Raw genomic sequence first — 18,364 nt, 5'->3', positions numbered from 1 at the left:
GGATCGCTTGTTCGATAGTTATACTGTTCTATTTATTCACCTATGAGCGTGATTGCTTGATCTAACACTTTTTCGCCATTCATCATTCCATAATCAGCCATATTGATGACGTCTAAAGGAATGCCTTTTGGTTCCAGACGTTTTTCAAAATCAGCTTTCATAAAGCGAACTTGTGGGCCTAATAACAACACATCCACGTCTTTATTTGCAAGATTGTTATCTGCGTCAGAAGCGGACACAGCGAAAATATCCGAGTCGATTCCTTTTGCTTCAGCAGCTTTTTGCATTTTTGTTACTAGTAAACTTGTGCTCATACCAGCCGAACATACAAGCATGATTGTTTTTTTAGCCATACTTTTCTCTCCTTTTTAAAACAAACTACGCAAACGTTTTCTTCGCGTCTGTTACTCTATTATATAAAAAGAAAGAAATTTGTCAACGTTTTCTAAACGCGGTTTATTTAATCAAATAGCCAACTAGATTTCACTAATTTATTGAACACGACATATTCTTTGTCCAAATTGATGACAACTACTTCATAGCCTGCATTTATCCAGCCATAGGCACCTTTTTCAGGGTGTTTATAATCATTTGCCCACCAATCTGTACTTTCCCTTGCTGTTTTGGGAAGTCCGTTACTGGGAAACAGCAGTTCGTCAAATTGGGTAAAGGTCAACGTTACTTGAGAGCCGCCATTGTTCTTCAAATAATGCGTAATTGCATCGTACTTTTTCATTCGTTCCTGCATCCCCAGATCCACCTGCCTTTGTCTTTATTATCGCATACTACAGCAATTGCGCAACCGTTACAGTGTTGAAACAACCTAGAACTTTATTTATACTGAATAAAGAAAATGAAAAAAAGAGGTGACAAGATGATCGAGCGCTATCGTACAATAAAAGAAAATGGACAAAGTGAGATTGAGATCAAAAAATCACGCTTTATCTGTTCTCTTAGACGAATAGAATCAGAGGACCAAGCAAAAAGTTTCATTCAAGAAATAAAAAAAGAACATTGGAAAGCGAACCATAACTGCAGCGCCTTCATCATTGGAGAAAAAAATGAAATCCAGCGAAGCAGCGATGATGGAGAACCAAGTGGAACGGCGGGCGTACCGATGTTGGAAGTCCTCAAAAAAAATCAACTGATCAATGTAGCTGCAGTAGTCACTCGATATTTTGGAGGAACGAAACTCGGCACAGGCGGATTAATACGAGCATACACTCATGCGGTCTCTCAAGCATTGTCTGACATTGGAATCGTAGAAGGTACCTTGCAACAGGAGATCTCTGTGATGATCACGTATCCGCAACTAGGAAAATTACAGAATTATCTTGAACTCCAACATTTTTTTATAAAAGAAATCCAATATACTGATCAAGTTAGCGTCATCTGTGCTGTAGATGAAAAAAGTGCTGACCACTTTAAAGAATCCATCATTGAGCTGCTGAACGGACAAGTCCAATTTGAAGAGGGTCCTGTTTCTTATCACGAGCAACTGGTAACTGATCATATATAAAAACAGGTGATTCTGATTCTCTTTTATTTCTAATAAGGAATCAGGGATCACCTGTTTTTTATTTTTCCAAATAAAACTCAAAACGATTTCCTACGTATTGCGTACGCACATACTCAAACGGCGTACCGTCTTCAAAATAAGAAATCTGGCGCAAACGAAGAACTGCATCTCCTCGTTTTACCTCTAAATAGTCAGCAATTTTCTCAGAAGCCAACACAGCAGTAATCGTTTGATTCGCTGGACCGATCTTTTTCCCGCCTTTTTCTTCTAGCGTGCGATACAACGATTCAGTAATCTCTGCTTTGCTGTAGCCATCGATCAGCTTTTGTGGCACACTGGCAACTTCAAAACAAATAGGGACATCATCTGCGAAACGAATACGTTCCATTCGCAAGATCGTGTCATCTTTACTCAAGTTTAGTTTTTCCATTTCACTTGAGCTTGGCGAAGTCAAGAAATAAGAGATTGTCCGACTAGACGGTACTCGATTTTGCGATTCCATAATTTCTGTAAAACTTGTTGCACCAGACATTTTTTCTTGTACTTTTTCTCGCGCAACATATGTACCCGAACCGATCTTTCTTTCTAAGATTCCTTCATCTGCCAAGTTTTGAATTGCTTGTCTCAACGTCATACGGCTGACATTGAATTTCACTGCTAATTCTCTTTCTGAAGGAAGACGGTCTCCGACTTTCCATATACCTTGTTCGATTTCATTTTTTAATTGGTCATGAATCTGTATATATACAGGTAATTGATTCGACATAACGTACACCCGTCCTTTCGTTTCTTCTATTATAACTGGTATATACCTGATTCACAACTGAAAAAGATAAAGGTTTCTATCCATCAACAGAGGATTTAGACACACATCGTTCTTCCTACTCCTATTGTCAGAAACAATTTTTTAGATATGTTCAACCTAGAAAATAACAAAAGACCCTAAAATCGATGAAAATGCCGACTTATGGATCTTTTGTTATTATTAGCGGTTTTTAGCCATCCATTTTTTTGTATGATTCGTTGGGCGTTTTGATTTTACCTGGACCGCTTTTCCGCCTTTTTTCGGAATATTCACTTCAATATTGTATTTTTCTGATTTGACCAAATCATATAACTTTTCAGCTGCTTCGTCTACTTTTTCTTTCCATTTCATGTGGATCCCTCCAATTCTTGTAGTTAACTTAACTCTATCTTAAATCAGCAGAATCTTCAAGGAACAAGGTAGCAAAGCAAAAAAAAGAGCTCTCGAACTAACGAGAGCTTACGATTGTGGTATACTGGGGTAGCTGGATTCGAACCAACGCATGAGGGAGTCAAAGTCCCTTGCCTTACCGCTTGGCTATACCCCAATGAAATGGAGGAGAGTGGATTCGAACCACTGAACCCTAAGGAACGGATTTACAGTCCGTCGCGTTTAGCCACTTCGCTACTCCTCCGAAAGGTTTGTATCAACCTGACTTAGTTATAATACCTAATTTTCCAGATTTTTGCAACCCTTTATTGAAAGTTTTTTTGATATTTTTTTATTCGTGCAGATTCCAGTGTCGAATCACTGTTTCTATCGCATTTTCAAGACTTTTTTCTTTTCCAAAATCTTCTTCACCAAAGAAAATTTCATATTCTTTTGGCCCATAGGCTAAGATCTCACCAATCATTTTTTTCCCTATAAATAACTGAGTGACTTCATAATTCTTACCTTTGATATCTTTTTTCACTTCTTCTATACGCACTTCAATATCTTTATTTTTTTTTGACATCATTTTCACCTCTCAGATATTTTATCATACTGCAGCAAATAAAACATTCCTTAGGTAAAAATCTCCTATTCATTTCATTCACTTCTTTTATGCAAGCTGCACCTTCTCTAAAGCTCTTAATTCTCCCCTTGACGTACAGCGAGATAGTTTGCTGCTGCACCTACAAGATTAGCATCGTTTCTGTATTCACATAATAAAATCTGCGGTTCGAAATCATGCAGATCGAATTGTTCTGTCAGCTTCTTCATTCGGCTTTTGATCTCATCAATGAGCCCTTCTTTTGCAGAAACCCCGCCGCCTAATACGATCACTTCTGGATCAAACGAAAATTGAATACTGAATAATCCCTTTGTAAGATACGTATAAAAACTCTCAACTTCTTCTTTTGCTATTGCATCTCCAGTTTCTGCTAATTCAAAGACATCTTTTCCGGTATAAGCATTTTTATCGAGACCTTTGCGTTCACAATAACACCAAGCCATCTGTACCGCTGTACCAAGTTTACTGAATGTCTTATCGCCATTTAAGAACATCAACCCAAATTCTCCACCATAAAGATGTGCCCCTTTATTGATTTGTCCTTTCGTGAACAACGCCCCGCCAATCCCAGTTCCTGCCACAACAAAAGCAACATCTTGATAATCACGGGCAGCACCTTCATAAAATTCAGCCATTCCGGCACAGTTGGCGTCATTTTCAATCGTTACTGGAAGTTGAAACAGAGTTTCCAAATCTCGGAAAATATTAAATCCATGAATATAAGGAATCGCACTGATTCCCTCAATCACCTGTTTCTCATTATTCACTACTCCAGGAGAGCTGATTCCAATTCCTTCGACTTCAAAAGAAACGAGTATTTTTTTATAAACTTGAAATAATTGCGCTTTCATTTCTTCCCAAGATTCAGGCGTTGCAAATTGTCCCTTACCTTTAATCTCTTTGCCATCCCAACAACCATATTTGACAGCCGTTCCACCAAAATCAAAAACTAATATTCCCATAAAAATATTCTCCTTTTTGTTTGCTAAAGCTATTGTAATGTATCTATTTGGCATTTGAAAGCATTTTCTTGAATTGAAATTTTATTAGTTAAAGCTATTTTTAGGTAAGTGAATTGCTAAAATCACTTGATCCCTTAATTGATCTCCATTTTCAAAAATGGGCTCAGAGTAATGATGGATAAAATAATCTTTGACACGGCCAATCTCCACATAACCCATTTTTTGATAGAGGTGTAACGCAGCGCTACTAGTAGTGCCAGTACGTATAATGATCCGAGTTTGGCTTGAAGCTAGCTCTGAAAGCTTCTGAAAAGCTGTCTCAAGTAATTTTCCGCCAATCCCCTTTCCTTGATACGTTGGGGCTACTGCTACATTGACGATTTCGTATTCTTTTTCCCTTGCCACATAGATCAGTACACCTATTGTTTTTTCTTTTTCTTTCCATATCCAGCCACTCCCTCTGGAAACATATACTTGAACTTTTTCTTTATCAGGATCTGCATCTAATAACAAGGACCATGGTAAATCTTTCTTGTTTAGTTCTTCGATCATTTTTTGTCCCCCATATAAGTAGTTGCGGAGTTGTTACTTTGACAATAATTTTCCTCTTTTTTTTTATCGCTCAGTGCTACTCGTATTTTTCACAACCTTTTTATAATCTGGTTCTTTTTTATCTTTCTTATTTCGCGTTAATCGGAATGTCAATGGTACATAATCGATACCGCCTTTGACAAAAGGATGACAGCGTAAGATCCGTGCAGTCCCCATTACCGTCCCTTTTAGCGCACCATGGGTTTGAATTGCTTTTATCATATAATTGGAACAGGTTGGGTAATAACGGCAGCTAGGTGGAAATGCAGGCGAAATAAAGCGCTGATATCCTCTAACTAAATAAATCAATATCTTCTTCATCAATTAGATTCCTTCTTTTCTTTTACTAAAAAAAGGGATCGCGACTAACGTCAACGTTCCCTTCTGTTTTCTTTTATCATGTTCTGCTTCATGGCTCACTTCATATCGACTAGAACCACTGTGATTCTTATTTATCAATGAAAAAAGTCTCGAATATGAATCCACAAACTTGGCTGAAATACTTTAAATGGATTGCCGCCACCGATGACACCATATCCGATCATCGTTCCGGCCACAAAAAGAAGGATAAGCAATAAGATCACCACTAAAATCTTTATCAAAGTTAATAAGATATATCGTTGGTTACTCATTCAGCCACTTCCTTAAGCAATCGTTTGTGCTGTTTTTTCAGCAGAAGTTTGATCCATGTCCACACGTTCAACGTCTGCACCTAATTGCTGTAGTTTGATATGGAAATTATAATATCCACGGTCTAGATAATTCAAGTTACGCACACGTGTGATTCCATTTGCTTTCAAGCCAGCTAAAACTAATGCTGCTGCTGCCCGCAAGTCTGTTGCATATACTTCTGCACCTTGCAATTCATGGTTTCCATCCATGATTGCTACATTTCCGTCGATTTTGACATGAGCGTTCATACGGCGCATCTCTTCTAAATGTTGGAAACGATTTTCAAACACTGTTTCAGTCACTACACTTGTACCTTCTGCAACTAATTGGATAGCTGTCATTTGAGCTTGCATATCTGTAGGGAAACCAGGATGAGGCATCGTTTTTACATCTGTAGGTAAGATATGTTTTGGTCCGATGACACGGACTCCGCCTTCTTCTTCAATGATTTCTGCACCCATTTCGATCAATTTAGAAATCAATGGGCGGTTATGTTCAGAGATAGCATCTGCAATCAGCACATTACCTTGTGTCATTGCAGCAGCAACCATAAAGGTACCTGCTTCGATACGATCTTGTACGATTGAGTGGTTGACTGCATGTAAATGATCCACGCCTTCAATACGCATTGTTTCAGTACCAGCTCCATAGACTTGAGCGCCCATTTTATTCAAAATGTTTGCTAAATCAACGATTTCTGGTTCGCGAGCTACGTTTTCAATGATGGTTGTTCCTTTTGCTTTTACGGCAGCCATCATGATATTTTGAGTAGCACCTACACTAGGGAAATCTAAATAAATCGTGTTACCGATCAATTCATCCGCAATTGCTTCGATATAGCCGTTTTTTTGAATAATTTTTGCTCCTAAAGCTTGAAATCCTTTTAAATGCAAATCGATTGGTCGTTTACCAATCGCACATCCACCAGGCATAGCTACTTTTGCATGTCCATTTCTGGCAAGTAGCGGACCCATCACAACGATTGAAGCACGCATTTGACTAACATACTCATAAGGCGCTTCGATTTCTAATTGTCTTGAAGCGTCGATTGTTACTTGATTCTTTTGTTCATCAAAATCTACATCTACGTTTAAGTGACGAATCACTTGATTCATAGTGAAGACATCAGAAAGAATCGGAACGTTGTCTAATGTCGTAATACCTTCTTCTGCTAACAAACTAGCAGCTAAAATAGGCAAAACAGCATTTTTAGCTCCTTCAATTCTTACTGTTCCATTTAATTGATTGCCACCTCTTACGATGATCTCTTCCATGTTGTTCCCTCCAAAAAATTCCAATGAGCATACACTTACTCAAAATCTTTTCTATTATAACATCCTTGCTTTTAAAATAGTACCTTTTTTTAAAATTTACAGGCTAACGAAAAGATTTCGGCATAAAGCGATAACTTCTAAGAAAAAATTACTTGCAGTGTACCCTAAAAAAATTGAAAAAAGTACGATTGCCATTCTAATTTGCGTATTATGCATTGGTCTGAAAAAAGTTTCAATGCGTAACGAACGTAAAGACCAGAAGGCTAAGTAGATAAACGCCAAATGACTCACGATTCGAAGCACCGCATCAATTCCGTATACTTGCATAATGACGTCCTTTCTAACGATTGTTTTATAATAACTAATAAAATGATAATACCATAAAATGTATAAAAGGAAAAACAAGTATACTTAAAAATATAGGAATCCCCTTACATTTTTTAGGAAATAAATGCTAAAAATATGCAAAAAAAGGGACTGAGACAAAAGTCTTGTCGCAGTCCCTTATTCCAAATAAACGGTGTTCAATCATCTGACCCTCGGTATTAGCTCAAAAAACGGCAAAATATGAGGAACTATTTTCCATTTGTTTCTCTAATACTCAGGACAAAACGCTGATTTTACAACCTCTGATATACGGTGTTCCAGAAGTAGCTTCTTCGAAAAATAAGCTGAGATTTCACAAAAATTTGAGAAGCAATTTTCGTAAATTCCTTCTTATGTCTTGAAGCTGACCACTTCTGTCATAACCTCTTTTTACTGTTCTTAAACACGGATAAACATCCGCATCTCATTTTATGAGTGCTTAGATACTTTGATACGATTGATTGCTCGGTGCAACGCAACAGTTGCCCGTTTCAATTCGTTCGTATCTTGTTTTGCTTTTGCTTCTTCGATTTGGCGTTCTGCACGTTGTTTTGCACGTTCCGCACGAGATACATCGATATCACGTTCACGTTCCGCACTATCAGCAACGATTGAAACAACATTATCACGAACTTCCATGATTCCGCCATTAACAGCGATCCAATCGACGTGGGTATCTGAATCTGTTCGTTTTACACGAACTTCATCAATCGTCAATGGAACGATGATTGGTGCATGTTTAGGCAAAATCCCAAGCTCACCAGCTGTCGTACGTGCAACGACGATAGCTGCATGGTGATCATAGACCAAACCGGCAGGAGTTACCACATTTACTGTTAAATATTGATCCATGGGGCACCCCTTTCTAGTAGCCTAGTGTTTTCGCTTTTTCTACGACGTCTTCGATTCGGCCAACACTTCGGAAAGCTTCTTCAGGAAGATCATCGTATTTGCCTTCCAAGATTTCGCGGAATCCTTTCACTGTTTCTTCTACAGGGACATATGAACCTGGAAGACCAGTAAATTGTTCAGCCACGTTAAAGTTTTGTGACAAGAAGAATTGGACTCTGCGGGCACGAGAAACTAACACTTTTTCTTGATCGGATAATTCATCCATACCTAAGATAGCAATGATATCTTGTAATTCACGATATCGTTGCAATACGTGTTGGACTTCTGTTGCTACTTTATAATGTTCTTCTCCCACGATTTCAGGTGCTAAAGCACTTGAAGAAGAAGCCAATGGATCTACCGCTGGATAAATCCCTTGTTCTGTTAATTTACGTTCCAAGTTGGTTGTCGCATCCAAATGGGCGAATGCTGTTGCCGGCGCCGGGTCAGTGTAGTCATCGGCTGGCACATAGATTGCTTGGATCGATGTGATCGAACCTTTTTTCGTAGATGTGATACGTTCTTGCAATTGACCCATTTCTGTTGCCAATGTTGGTTGATAACCAACCGCAGAAGGCATCCGTCCTAACAAGGCTGATACTTCAGATCCAGCTTGAGTGAAACGGAAAATGTTGTCGATAAACAACAGTACATCTTGACCTTCTACATCACGGAAATATTCCGCAATCGTCAAACCAGTCAAAGCAACACGCATACGTGCACCTGGTGGTTCGTTCATTTGTCCGAACACCATGGCTGTTTTTTCGATAACTCCTGAATCTTTCATTTCATAATACAAGTCATTACCTTCACGAGTACGTTCACCTACACCGGTAAATACAGAAATACCACCATGTTCTTGGGCGATATTATGGATCAGTTCTTGGATCAGTACGGTTTTACCAACACCGGCACCACCGAATAGTCCGACTTTCCCACCTTTTAAATATGGGGCAAGCAAATCGATAACTTTGATCCCTGTTTCCAAAATTTCTGTACTTGTACTTAATTCGTCAAAGGCTGGTGCTTTTTTATGAATTTCGCTTCTTTCCGCATCTTCTGGGAAAGGTGTTTCTAAATCGATCGTATCTCCTAGTACGTTGAATACGCGACCTAATGTTTCTTTACCTACAGGAACAGAGATTGCTTTGCCTGTATCAATGACTTCCATTCCTCTTTGTAAACCATCTGTTGATTCCATCGCAATGGTCCGGATCACTCCGTCCCCTAATTCTAACGCTGCTTCAAGAACAACTTTTGATTTATTTTCGTCATTTTTATAAACAACTAATGCGTTGTTGATATCTGGTAAGGATTGGTCTAAAGAAAATTCCACGTCGACAACGGGACCGATTACTTGAACAATCTTGCCTGAACTCATCTTTTTTCCTCCAATCTCAATACTATTCTAGTGCCGAAGCTCCGGCAACAATTTCGGTAATTTCTTGGGTAATAGCCCCTTGTCTTGCACGGTTGTAAGAAACCGTCAGCTCATCAATGATATTAGCAGCATTATCAGTTGCTGTTTTCATTGCTGTCATACCAGCAGCATGTTCTGCTGTTTTGGCGTCAACGATCGCACCGTAGATCAAACTTTCAGCATACTGAGGCAATAACTGAGACAAGATTTCTTCTTTTGAAGGTTCAAAAATATATTCTTGTTCGAAAGTAGTTGCTTCTTCTGGATCTAAGTCTGAGATTGGCAGCATTTTTTCTACACGAAACTGACTAGTTAGCGAATTGATATGATGGTTATAACATACGTATAATTCATCGAATACTTCGTTTTGGTACATAGTTGTTGCCATATTTACGATTTTGCGGACTTCATCAAAGCTTGGCTGATCAGATAGATTGCGCAGCTCATATGCTAGATTGATACCGCGTGCTTTAAAGAAGTCTGCACCAGTTCCGCCAATTGCGATCATCACGTAATCATCGGGTGATTGGTGGTCTTCTTCTAAAATAGACATCGTTTGTTTCAATATCGAGCTGTTATATCCACCGACTAAACCGCCATCTGCAGTGATGACGATATAACCAGTTTTCTTAACAGGACGGCTGAGCAGCATGCTGTTGTAATTGATATCCCCTCTAGGATTTTCTGAGGCAATATCATTTAACTGAGTAGCAGTCAAATGCGTAACGATTTCTCTTACTTTTGTTGCATAAACCTGAAACTTCTGTGAAGAAGCTTCAGATTTTGTCAACTTAGAAGCAGACACCATCTGCATTGCCCGCGTGATTTGGCTCGTTTTTTTCGTTGAAGCGATACGTGTCTTGATTTCATTTAATGAAGCACCCATTCATCTCACCTCACTATGCATTTTGAATGGATTTCAATTTATCTTCTGTAGAGGAATTATTTCCTTTTGTAGCTAAGAACATGTCTTTATATTCCTGAATCGCACTGTTCAACGCTTCTTCTTCTGGAAGATCTTTTGTTGTACGGATTGTTTCAAAGATATCTGAATGATTGGTATCCAGATATTCGAATAATTCATGTTCGAAGTCTAAAATACTGTCTACAGGGATACTATCTAAGAATCCATGTGTCAAAGCATACAAAATCACTACTTGTTTTTCAACAGCTAGCGGTGCATGCAATTTTTGTTTCAAGATTTCTACTGTACGGCGTCCACGATTTAGTTTTGCTTGTGTTGCTGCATCCAAGTCAGAACCGAATTGTGTAAATGCTTCTAATTCACGGTAACTTGCTAAGTCTAGACGTAAAGTCCCAGCAACTTTTTTCATTGCTTTGATTTGCGCAGAACCCCCTACACGAGATACAGATAGTCCGGCATCAACCGCTGGACGAGTACCTGCGTAGAACAAGTCGCTTTCTAAGAAGATTTGTCCATCAGTGATCGAAATAACGTTTGTTGGGATATAAGCAGAGATATCTCCAGCTTGTGTTTCAACAAATGGTAAGGCAGTCATTGAACCGCCACCTAAATCATCACTTAATTTTGCTGCACGTTCCAATAAGCGTGAGTGTAAGTAGAAAACATCCCCTGGATAAGCTTCACGACCTGGTGGACGGCGAAGTAGCAAGGAAAGTTCACGATAAGCAACAGCTTGTTTTGAAAGATCATCAAAAATGATCAAGACATGTTTCCCGTTGTACATGAACTCTTCACCCATTGCAGTACCAGCATATGGTGCGATATAAAGCAACGGCGCTGGTTGAGACGCACCGGCATTCACAACGATTGTGTAATCCATTGCGCCATATTTTTTCAATGTTTCAACTTGTGTACGAACTGTAGAATCTTTTTGTCCGATTGCTACATAGATACAGATCATATCTTGACCTTTTTGGTTGATGATCGTATCGATCGCAATGGAAGTTTTCCCTGTTTTACGGTCACCGATAACTAATTCACGTTGGCCGCGTCCGATTGGTACAAGAGCGTCGATTGCTTTTAGACCTGTTTGCATTGGTTCGTTAACAGATTTACGTTGCATAACGCCTGGTGCCATTGCTTCTACTGGACGAGCTTTGTCAGTAACGATTTCACCTAGTCCGTCGATTGGCTGACCTAGCGGATTAACTACCCGTCCGATCAAGGCCTCTCCAACTGGAACTTCCATGATCTTTCCTGTTCGTTTTACTTTATCTCCTTCACGAATGGACTCGAAATCGCCAAGGATAATGATACCTACATCATTTGATTCTAAGTTTTGCGCCATTCCGTATGAGCCATTTGAAAATTCAAGCAACTCACCACTCATCGCGTTTTCTAAACCATGTGCACGAGCGATCCCGTCACCTACATAAGTTACGGTACCGATTTCTTCGACTGAAAGCACGTTTTGATAATTTTCAATTTGTTCTTTAATCAAGGCACTAATTTCTTCTGCTTTGATGGCCATTCGATTCACCTACCTCTTTGTACTATCTATTTAATTGATTACGCATATTTTCTAATTGCGTGCGAATGCTTCCGTCGATTACTCGATGGTTAGCTTCAACAATCGCGCCACCAATAATAGAAGAATCAACGATTTGTTTTAATTCGACTGATTGATAGTTCATTGTTTTTGCAACATTCTTTTCTAATTGTATTCGTTGTTCGTCTGAAAGTGGAACTGCTGTTGTGACACTTCCCAACAGCAAACCTTGATGTTCATCATATCGACGTTCATATTCTTCGATCATGAACAAAAGATCATCCATTCGGTTATACGCATAAACAACTTCTAAAAAGTTTTTAACGATTCCCTCATAGCCACTAACAAGCTTGTCCATGATTTCTCGTTTTTCATGAGGTTCTAGACGAACATCACTTAACATATTACCTAATCCAGGTACTTGTTCATAGATTTGACGTAAGCTTACGAGATCTTGATAGATTTCTTCTGCTTGATTTGAATCGATCGCCAGTTCAAATAAAGCTTTCCCGTAACGTCTTCCTACTGTATATTTATCTAGTTTCATTTGAAGAACCTAGACCTTCGATATATTGATTGATTAATGATTCGTGCATTTCTGGAGATAATTCTTTGTTCAAGATTTTTTCCGCGATTTGAAGAGATAGTTCTGCAACATCGTCTTTTACAGAGTTCAGCGCTGAATCACGTTCTACAGTGATATCAGCTTGGGCTTTACTTTTTAGACGAGCTGCTTCTTCTTGAGCATCCTTCAAAATATTTTGGCGGCTTAATTCTCCACTTTCTTTCGCATTTTTGATGATATCAGCTGCATCAGAACGAGAGGCTAACAATTGTTGTTCGCGTTCTTGTTCCATTTTCGCTGAGTTGATGCGAGATTGTTCTGCAGAATCCAAATCATTGGCGATCTTGTCTTCACGTTTTTTCAAAATATCGCTGATTGGTCCCCAAGCAAAATGCTTCAAGAGAGCCAGTAGTATCAAAAATGAGCCGCTGACAACGATGACATTTCCTAACATCGCATTGCCAACTTCTGCAATTGCCAATTGATTCAGCATAGGCGAGCCTTCCTTTCTTTGAAGTACTTCTAGTTTTCATGTAAAAAAGCAGTAACAAACCAAATTGTTTCTGCCTTAATACTGATTCAATTAAACACCAAAAACTAGAATCAAGGCGACAACTACCCCTAAGATAGGAACAGCTTCGACTAGAGCTACCCCGATAAACATTGTTGTACGGAATTGACCAGACATTTCAGGTTGGCGAGCCATTGATTCGATTGTTTTAGAGATAACTTGACCGTTACCATAACCGGCTCCGATTGCTGCTCCCATGATTGCGATTGCTGCTGCGATATAATTCATAATTGTTTTCCTCCTAAATTAGATAAATAGTAGTTTGTTTTTAAAACGAATATTATTCTTCCACTTCAATCTTATGGCTCATATAAACCATAGATAAAGTAACGAAGACAAATGCTTGGATGCTTCCGATAAACAAGGAGAATGCGATCCAGACCATCTCTAATGGAATTGCTAACGGCAATGAGAACCAGCCTAAGCTTATTACCATTTTTGCAATCAAGGTTAGCAAAACTTCCCCCGCATAAATATTCCCATAAAGACGTAAAGCAAGTGTTAATAAGTTTGTAAATTCTTCAATCAGTTTCATCGGAAACATAAAACTATATGGTTTCAAGAACGAATTTACGAAATATCCTTTGAAGCCTAACTTTTTCACCCCAAATAAGTGAGTAAGTAAGATCATTATAAATGCCAAAGTTAAAGTAACAAACGGGTCTGCTGTCGGGCTTTTCCAAAGTGTTGTTTCGTTAGGTAAAACGATTTTTGTTACTAAACCGATGTTGTTTGCAACAAAAACAAATAAAAACAATGTAAATGCCAACAAATGGAAATTGCTCAATTCTTTTCTAGGCAGATTATCTGTTACGATTCCTCGACTAAAATCAATGACCCATTCTATCGCATTTTGTTTGCCTGTTGGTTTCAACTTAAGATTTCTTGTAAAAAAGTAAGCTAAGAAGAAAACAATCAAACAGGTCAGTAACACCATTATACAAACTGTACCATCAAACCAAATTGGTCCAATGTGGAACGTTAGCGAGCGTTCATCCAATCCATTTCACCTCTTTTCCCCGAAATTCACATAAAATCAATTCATGTGCGTATCTGGTTTTTTCCAATCGGTTTCTAACCACACGGTATCATACCACCATGAAACAGAAAATTCAAAACATTTTCATGAAAATTAGACACTTTTTTATTTCAGTCAAAAACGAAGCGAATTTTTCTTTATACACGGTGCTCCTGATCTAAGAAAAAACCTATGATAATCATGTTTTATCAGATTAAATGCTAACAAATTTTATCATTAAGTAAAAGCAAAAGCACCGAATATGCGAAAAAGGATAATGAAATTATCTAGAGAAATTTTTTAATGTTCGATCAATTTGTCGATCGATATCTTTTCGTTTCAAATCTTCCCGTTTATCATACGATTTTTTCCCTTTTGCCAGACCAATCAATACCTTGGCATAGCCGTTACGAATATAGACTTTTAAAGGAACAACAGTGATCCCAGTATTTTTCAATTCATTTTCAAGACGGATGATTTGTTTTTTGTGTAATAATAACTTTCTCGTGCGCAACGGATCATGATTAAAAATATTTCCTTGTTCATAAGGACTGATATGAACATTATGCAAGAAAGCTTCTCCGTTGCGGACGCGAATAAATCCATCTTTTAGATTGATCCGGCTGTTTCGTATCGACTTGATCTCGGTTCCTTGCAAGACCATCCCTGCTTCCATCGTGTCGATGATCGAATAATCATGGCGAGCTTTCTTGTTTTGTGCAATTAATTTTCCCTCGCCTTTTGGCATAGCTGTTTCCTCCAACTCATTTTATTTTTTCTTTTTCTTCTTTTTAACACCTTTGTAAAATGGCTTCTTCCCTTTTTTCTTACCGAACGTTTGCTTACTATCGCTATATCGTTTGTTCTTCTTGCCATTTCTTTCTGGGCGTTTTCCTGCTTGTTTTCCTTCGCGTTTTCCTGATTTTCCATTTCGTATTTTTGGCCGTTCCAACGCTGTAACCTCTTCTGCGGAAACAAGTTCAAAATCTACTGCCCGTTCATCTGGATCAGCTTTGACTACTTTTACTCGCACTTTCTGTCCGATTTTAAAAGTCAGACCAGTTCTTTCACCTACAAGAGCTAAATGATTTTCAACAAAATGGAAGTAGTCCTGTTTCAATTCATTGATATGGATCAATCCTTCTACTGTATTCGGCAGTTCGATAAACAGGCCGAATTTCACAACAGAGCTGATGATCCCATCGAATTCTTCTCCCACTTTGTCCATCATGAATTCTGCTTTCTTCATGGAATCTACTTCACGTTCTGTTTCTACTGCACGACGTTCCATCTTAGAACTATGATCTGCAATTTCAGGAAGTTCCGCAGCCCACGAACTTTGATTGCTTTCACTTTTATCTTCACTGTAAGAACGGATCAGACGATGGACGATTAGATCGGGATAGCGTCGAATAGGAGATGTAAAGTGTGTGTAGTAATCTGCCGCTAAGCCATAATGCCCAAAATTGTCTTCTGAATAGCGTGCTTGTTGCATGCTTCTTAGCAACATAGTATTGATAACTGCAGCTTCTGGTTTGTCTTCTACTCCTTCGATCACATGCTGTAAATCTTTTGGTGTGATCGTTCCTTTCGTTCCTCGGACCAGAATGCCCAAAGCTGAAGCAAAATCAAAGAAGCGCTGCATTTTTTCTTCTTTTGGCTGTTCATGGATTCGGTAAATAAACGGCAGATTTAATTTATTATAATGTTCAGCTACCGTTTCATTGGCCGCAAGCATGAAAGATTCGATCAAGCGTTCACCAATTCCTCTGCTTCTTAGCTGGATGTCATTTGGGTGTCCTTCAGCATCAACAAGGATTTTCGCTTCGCGATCCTCAAAAGAAATCGCGCCACGTTTGATTCGCATCGTTTCAAGGATTCGATGCAATTCACCCATTTCTTGGAACATAGGTACGAGCTGAGCATAGCGTTGCATCGTTTCTTCGTCTTGATCTTCTAAGATTTGATTGACAGCTGTGTAGGTCATCCGTTCTGTTGTTTGGATCACACTTGGGAAAATATCATGAGAGACTACTTGTCCATTTGGATCAATCTCCATTTCGCAACTCATGGTCAGCCTTGGAACATGGGGATTCAGTGAACAGATACCATTCGATAAACGTTGCGGGATCATCGGAATCACTCGATCAGTCAAATATACACTTGTCCCTCTTTCATATGCTTCTCTGTCCAATTGACTGCCTTGTGTCACATAGTAAGAAACATCTGCAATGTGTACTCCAAGAAAATAATTACCGTTATCTAATTTTTTAACCGTAACTGCATCATCTAGATCTTTTGCATCTTCTCCATCAATCGTAACAATGAGCTGATTTCTTAAATCTCTACGTCCAGTTATATCCTTTTCGCTGATTTGATCTGGAACTTCATCTGCTTCAGACAATACATCATCAGGAAATTTCGTAGGGATACCATTAGCCACGACAATTGAGAGGATATCCATGCCAGGGTCATTCTTATGACCAATCACTTGCTTGATTATCCCTTCTAAACTAGTCGCATACCCTTTTTCAGGGTAATGGGTCAGTTCGATCAGCACAATACTTCCGTCAACTGGACGAACTCCCTCTGCTGCTGCATATACTTTAAATTGGTTGAGCTTTCTATCTTTCGGGATAACAACGCCGTAAAGATCCGTTTCTTGTATTTCTTCTTCTGAATAAGCAACGAATTCCCCTGCTAACTGAGTAGTCGCCCGGTCTCGAATCTCGACTACTTTCCCCTCTGCTCCGCGATCCATATCTGTATTTGCTCGCTTCATGATATCGATTGCTACGGTGTCTCCATCCATTGCAAAACCAGTCGCTTCTTTTGGGATATAGATGTCATCTTCTTCGGGATCAATCGTTACAAATCCAAATCCTCGTTCATTTGCTCGAAATGTTCCTTCGATCAAGATTGGTTTTAAAGGAAGTTTCACTTTTCCTTTTTTATTGAAAACTATACTCTGTTCTCTTTCCATTTGAGCAATCGTTTGTACTAGTAATTTAAAATCATCGCTTTTTTGGAACCCTAAACCTTCAGCGATTTCTTCCATAGAAAAACTGCGTTTGCGACTGCTTTCCATGAAAAAGAGAATTTTCTCTTTTATCGTTTCTTTTGTCATATTTATTCCTCATTCCAAGGTAATTTTTCTAAAAATTCCAAGACGTCTTTTTCTAATTCGCGTCTTGCTGTACCAACTGTAATCACATGACCACTTTCAGGATACCATTGAAGTGTCACTCGCTGACGGCTCAACTTGCGTGCAGTTTCAAATACGCCATTAGGGTCGATCATTTCATCTTTCCCAGCTTGAGCTAAAAATATCGGCTGTTGGATATCTGACAACCTACTTTCTACGATTGCTGCCTGATCTTGTATATCCATTAATTGTTGTTCAGCTAACGAGCGGTAAGCAACTGCTTTTTCATTGATTTCTTTCTCTGATTTACCTGCTGTCTTCAGCACTTGACGTACGTATTTTTCAAAGTTTTCAGGCACGTTTGTTTTTACAGGAGACAAAGGCGAACAGAAAAAACCGCCGCCAATCACTGATTCTTCTTCTAGTGCTCGTACAGCAAAGATGCCGCCCATTGATAATCCTAATACGGCAATATCAGAAAACTGCTCAGACTGTAAAAAATGGATGGCTTTTTTAGTGTCTGCCCACCAGCTTTCTGCTTTTTCTTGCAAAATATCATATGGCTCCATTGTTCCGTGTCCTTTAAAAAGCGGCGCATAAACTGTATAATCTGCTTTTTCCAAAAATCGTGCGAGCATTCGAACATCGTTTGGACTTCCTGAGTAAGCGTGAAGCAGCAAAACCGCTCGCTTTCCATGTTTTGCATAAAGGGGTTTTGGTAATTGTCTCACTCGTCTCACCTCTTTCGCCTCATTTTACCATAGTTTCTTTCATAACTTCTTCTTAAGCGTTCTCTTTGCAATAAAAAAAGCCGCCCGCCGTTTTGCGAGAGGCTTATTCAACTACTTCGAAGATAAATATGCTAGGACAAATAATAAGATCATCCAGATAGCTCCCATAACTGCAGTTGATCGCTGCATGACAGCTTCAAAGCCGCGAGCTTTTTGTTTGCCGAATAGTTGATCCGCACCGCCGGTAAATGCACTCGCTGCACTATTTTGCTTGCTTGGCTGCATCATAATCGCAATGACCATAACAATCGATAAAACGATCACGATTCCCAAAATTAAATTATACATATCGCAGCCTCCTTCCCA

The 18,364-nt window shown here is 39.0% G+C and carries 24 protein-coding genes and 2 tRNA genes; 1 reads left to right on the top strand and 25 read right to left on the bottom strand.

Translation table 11 applies throughout. The annotated features are described in order from the left end of the window. Positions 1-32 precede the first annotated feature (32 nt). Together IGL70_RS03795 and IGL70_RS03790 are read right to left on the bottom strand one after the other, a co-directional pair. Positions 33-353: a PTS sugar transporter subunit IIB gene (locus IGL70_RS03795; RefSeq protein WP_002292778.1), complete on the bottom strand. Its 321-nt coding sequence runs from the start codon at positions 351-353 to the stop codon at positions 33-35. A 107-nt stretch (positions 354-460) separates the two neighbouring features. Continuing rightward, positions 461-748: a DUF7662 domain-containing protein gene (locus IGL70_RS03790; protein WP_002294988.1), complete on the bottom strand. Its 288-nt coding sequence runs from the start codon at positions 746-748 to the stop codon at positions 461-463. A gap of 126 nt (positions 749-874) precedes the next feature. On the opposite strand from IGL70_RS03790, the gene IGL70_RS03785 reads away from it, so the two are divergent. Next, positions 875-1,519, top strand: a complete 645-nt coding sequence (locus IGL70_RS03785; protein WP_002296584.1) for a YigZ family protein — start codon at positions 875-877, stop codon at positions 1,517-1,519. A gap of 58 nt (positions 1,520-1,577) precedes the next feature. Here IGL70_RS03785 and IGL70_RS03780 read toward each other — a convergent pair whose 3' ends face one another. From IGL70_RS03780 to secG, 23 genes are all read right to left on the bottom strand, one after another. Beyond that, positions 1,578-2,285, bottom strand: coding sequence for a GntR family transcriptional regulator (locus IGL70_RS03780; RefSeq protein WP_002292782.1), 708 nt, complete (start codon positions 2,283-2,285; stop codon positions 1,578-1,580). 219 nt (positions 2,286-2,504) lie between these two features. Then, positions 2,505-2,675, bottom strand: a complete 171-nt coding sequence (locus IGL70_RS03775; RefSeq protein ID WP_002294990.1) for a hypothetical protein — start codon at positions 2,673-2,675, stop codon at positions 2,505-2,507. Positions 2,676-2,799: 124 nt separating this feature from the next. Then, positions 2,800-2,871, bottom strand: a tRNA-Gln gene (locus IGL70_RS03770). A 6-nt stretch (positions 2,872-2,877) separates the two neighbouring features. Next, a tRNA-Tyr gene (locus IGL70_RS03765) sits at positions 2,878-2,958 on the bottom strand. Between the two features lie 87 nt (positions 2,959-3,045). After that, positions 3,046-3,282 (bottom strand): DUF2969 domain-containing protein, encoded by a 237-nt coding sequence (locus IGL70_RS03760; RefSeq protein ID WP_002316425.1) that lies wholly within the window; start codon positions 3,280-3,282, stop codon positions 3,046-3,048. A 113-nt stretch (positions 3,283-3,395) separates the two neighbouring features. After that, positions 3,396-4,280 carry an ROK family protein gene (locus IGL70_RS03755; RefSeq protein ID WP_104873797.1) on the bottom strand — a complete coding sequence of 295 codons (885 nt, stop codon included), beginning with the start codon at positions 4,278-4,280 and terminating at the stop codon, positions 3,396-3,398. Between the two features lie 84 nt (positions 4,281-4,364). After that, positions 4,365-4,832: a GNAT family N-acetyltransferase gene (locus IGL70_RS03750; protein ID WP_002338989.1), complete on the bottom strand. Its 468-nt coding sequence runs from the start codon at positions 4,830-4,832 to the stop codon at positions 4,365-4,367. A 63-nt stretch (positions 4,833-4,895) separates the two neighbouring features. After that, positions 4,896-5,192: a membrane protein insertion efficiency factor YidD gene (gene yidD / locus IGL70_RS03745; RefSeq protein ID WP_002325064.1), complete on the bottom strand. Its 297-nt coding sequence runs from the start codon at positions 5,190-5,192 to the stop codon at positions 4,896-4,898. A gap of 134 nt (positions 5,193-5,326) precedes the next feature. Next, on the bottom strand, positions 5,327-5,503 hold the full coding sequence (locus tag IGL70_RS03740; protein WP_002292789.1) for a DNA-directed RNA polymerase subunit beta: 177 nt from the start codon (positions 5,501-5,503) through the stop codon (positions 5,327-5,329). A gap of 12 nt (positions 5,504-5,515) precedes the next feature. After that, on the bottom strand, positions 5,516-6,817 hold the full coding sequence (gene murA, locus IGL70_RS03735; RefSeq protein WP_002289003.1) for a UDP-N-acetylglucosamine 1-carboxyvinyltransferase: 1,302 nt from the start codon (positions 6,815-6,817) through the stop codon (positions 5,516-5,518). A gap of 96 nt (positions 6,818-6,913) precedes the next feature. After that, positions 6,914-7,144 (bottom strand): DUF1146 family protein, encoded by a 231-nt coding sequence (locus tag IGL70_RS03730; RefSeq protein WP_002289004.1) that lies wholly within the window; start codon positions 7,142-7,144, stop codon positions 6,914-6,916. A gap of 468 nt (positions 7,145-7,612) precedes the next feature. After that, positions 7,613-8,035 carry a F0F1 ATP synthase subunit epsilon gene (locus IGL70_RS03725; protein ID WP_002289005.1) on the bottom strand — a complete coding sequence of 141 codons (423 nt, stop codon included), beginning with the start codon at positions 8,033-8,035 and terminating at the stop codon, positions 7,613-7,615. Between the two features lie 13 nt (positions 8,036-8,048). Next, positions 8,049-9,455: a F0F1 ATP synthase subunit beta gene (gene atpD, locus IGL70_RS03720; protein WP_002289006.1), complete on the bottom strand. Its 1,407-nt coding sequence runs from the start codon at positions 9,453-9,455 to the stop codon at positions 8,049-8,051. A gap of 22 nt (positions 9,456-9,477) precedes the next feature. After that, positions 9,478-10,380: a F0F1 ATP synthase subunit gamma gene (locus tag IGL70_RS03715; RefSeq protein ID WP_002292792.1), complete on the bottom strand. Its 903-nt coding sequence runs from the start codon at positions 10,378-10,380 to the stop codon at positions 9,478-9,480. Positions 10,381-10,393: 13 nt separating this feature from the next. Beyond that, positions 10,394-11,950: a F0F1 ATP synthase subunit alpha gene (gene atpA, locus IGL70_RS03710; protein WP_002289008.1), complete on the bottom strand. Its 1,557-nt coding sequence runs from the start codon at positions 11,948-11,950 to the stop codon at positions 10,394-10,396. Between the two features lie 22 nt (positions 11,951-11,972). After that, the gene (locus IGL70_RS03705) at positions 11,973-12,515 is read right to left on the bottom strand and encodes a F0F1 ATP synthase subunit delta (protein ID WP_104873798.1); all 543 of its coding nucleotides are present in this window, start codon (positions 12,513-12,515) and stop codon (positions 11,973-11,975) included. Further along, positions 12,502-13,026 carry a F0F1 ATP synthase subunit B gene (gene atpF / locus IGL70_RS03700; RefSeq protein WP_002289010.1) on the bottom strand — a complete coding sequence of 175 codons (525 nt, stop codon included), beginning with the start codon at positions 13,024-13,026 and terminating at the stop codon, positions 12,502-12,504. The genes IGL70_RS03705 and atpF overlap by 14 nt, the downstream gene beginning before the upstream one ends. Positions 13,027-13,116: 90 nt before the next feature. After that, positions 13,117-13,332 carry an ATP synthase F0 subunit C gene (gene atpE, locus IGL70_RS03695; RefSeq protein ID WP_002289011.1) on the bottom strand — a complete coding sequence of 72 codons (216 nt, stop codon included), beginning with the start codon at positions 13,330-13,332 and terminating at the stop codon, positions 13,117-13,119. Positions 13,333-13,384: 52 nt separating this feature from the next. Next, a complete protein-coding gene (gene atpB / locus IGL70_RS03690; RefSeq protein ID WP_002289012.1) occupies positions 13,385-14,104 on the bottom strand; it encodes a F0F1 ATP synthase subunit A in 720 nt (239 codons plus the stop codon). A 301-nt stretch (positions 14,105-14,405) separates the two neighbouring features. Then, a complete protein-coding gene (gene smpB / locus IGL70_RS03685; RefSeq protein WP_002289013.1) occupies positions 14,406-14,870 on the bottom strand; it encodes an SsrA-binding protein SmpB in 465 nt (154 codons plus the stop codon). A gap of 21 nt (positions 14,871-14,891) precedes the next feature. After that, complete coding sequence (gene rnr, locus IGL70_RS03680) at positions 14,892-17,249, bottom strand: ribonuclease R (RefSeq protein ID WP_002299412.1); 2,358 nt, start codon at positions 17,247-17,249, stop codon at positions 14,892-14,894. Between the two features lie 2 nt (positions 17,250-17,251). After that, on the bottom strand, positions 17,252-18,007 hold the full coding sequence (locus tag IGL70_RS03675; RefSeq protein ID WP_002304573.1) for an alpha/beta hydrolase: 756 nt from the start codon (positions 18,005-18,007) through the stop codon (positions 17,252-17,254). A 102-nt stretch (positions 18,008-18,109) separates the two neighbouring features. Then, a complete protein-coding gene (secG, locus tag IGL70_RS03670; RefSeq protein ID WP_002289017.1) occupies positions 18,110-18,346 on the bottom strand; it encodes a preprotein translocase subunit SecG in 237 nt (78 codons plus the stop codon). Positions 18,347-18,364 lie beyond the last annotated feature (18 nt).

This window comes from Enterococcus sp. DIV0901a, from assembly GCF_051711525.1.
Taxonomy (GTDB): Bacteria; Bacillota; Bacilli; order Lactobacillales; family Enterococcaceae; genus Enterococcus_B; species Enterococcus_B faecium.
Note: the sequence above shows the minus strand (reverse complement) of the source record. Positions and strands in the feature narration are given on the sequence as shown.

Coding starts and splice junctions, on each gene's coding strand:
- IGL70_RS03795 (WP_002292778.1), bottom strand. CDS start 353: ATGGCTAAAAAAACAATCATGCTTGTATGTTCGGCTGGTATGAGCACA.
- IGL70_RS03790 (WP_002294988.1), bottom strand. CDS start 748: ATGCAGGAACGAATGAAAAAGTACGATGCAATTACGCATTATTTGAAG.
- IGL70_RS03785 (WP_002296584.1), top strand. CDS start 875: ATGATCGAGCGCTATCGTACAATAAAAGAAAATGGACAAAGTGAGATT.
- IGL70_RS03780 (WP_002292782.1), bottom strand. CDS start 2,285: ATGTCGAATCAATTACCTGTATATATACAGATTCATGACCAATTAAAA.
- IGL70_RS03775 (WP_002294990.1), bottom strand. CDS start 2,675: ATGAAATGGAAAGAAAAAGTAGACGAAGCAGCTGAAAAGTTATATGAT.
- IGL70_RS03760 (WP_002316425.1), bottom strand. CDS start 3,282: ATGATGTCAAAAAAAAATAAAGATATTGAAGTGCGTATAGAAGAAGTG.
- IGL70_RS03755 (WP_104873797.1), bottom strand. CDS start 4,280: ATGGGAATATTAGTTTTTGATTTTGGTGGAACGGCTGTCAAATATGGT.
- IGL70_RS03750 (WP_002338989.1), bottom strand. CDS start 4,832: ATGATCGAAGAACTAAACAAGAAAGATTTACCATGGTCCTTGTTATTA.
- yidD (WP_002325064.1), bottom strand. CDS start 5,192: ATGAAGAAGATATTGATTTATTTAGTTAGAGGATATCAGCGCTTTATT.
- IGL70_RS03740 (WP_002292789.1), bottom strand. CDS start 5,503: ATGAGTAACCAACGATATATCTTATTAACTTTGATAAAGATTTTAGTG.
- murA (WP_002289003.1), bottom strand. CDS start 6,817: ATGGAAGAGATCATCGTAAGAGGTGGCAATCAATTAAATGGAACAGTA.
- IGL70_RS03730 (WP_002289004.1), bottom strand. CDS start 7,144: ATGCAAGTATACGGAATTGATGCGGTGCTTCGAATCGTGAGTCATTTG.
- IGL70_RS03725 (WP_002289005.1), bottom strand. CDS start 8,035: ATGGATCAATATTTAACAGTAAATGTGGTAACTCCTGCCGGTTTGGTC.
- atpD (WP_002289006.1), bottom strand. CDS start 9,455: ATGAGTTCAGGCAAGATTGTTCAAGTAATCGGTCCCGTTGTCGACGTG.
- IGL70_RS03715 (WP_002292792.1), bottom strand. CDS start 10,380: ATGGGTGCTTCATTAAATGAAATCAAGACACGTATCGCTTCAACGAAA.
- atpA (WP_002289008.1), bottom strand. CDS start 11,950: ATGGCCATCAAAGCAGAAGAAATTAGTGCCTTGATTAAAGAACAAATT.
- IGL70_RS03705 (WP_104873798.1), bottom strand. CDS start 12,515: ATGAAACTAGATAAATATACAGTAGGAAGACGTTACGGGAAAGCTTTA.
- atpF (WP_002289010.1), bottom strand. CDS start 13,026: ATGCTGAATCAATTGGCAATTGCAGAAGTTGGCAATGCGATGTTAGGA.
- atpE (WP_002289011.1), bottom strand. CDS start 13,332: ATGAATTATATCGCAGCAGCAATCGCAATCATGGGAGCAGCAATCGGA.
- smpB (WP_002289013.1), bottom strand. CDS start 14,870: ATGCCAAAAGGCGAGGGAAAATTAATTGCACAAAACAAGAAAGCTCGC.
- rnr (WP_002299412.1), bottom strand. CDS start 17,249: ATGACAAAAGAAACGATAAAAGAGAAAATTCTCTTTTTCATGGAAAGC.
- secG (WP_002289017.1), bottom strand. CDS start 18,346: ATGTATAATTTAATTTTGGGAATCGTGATCGTTTTATCGATTGTTATG.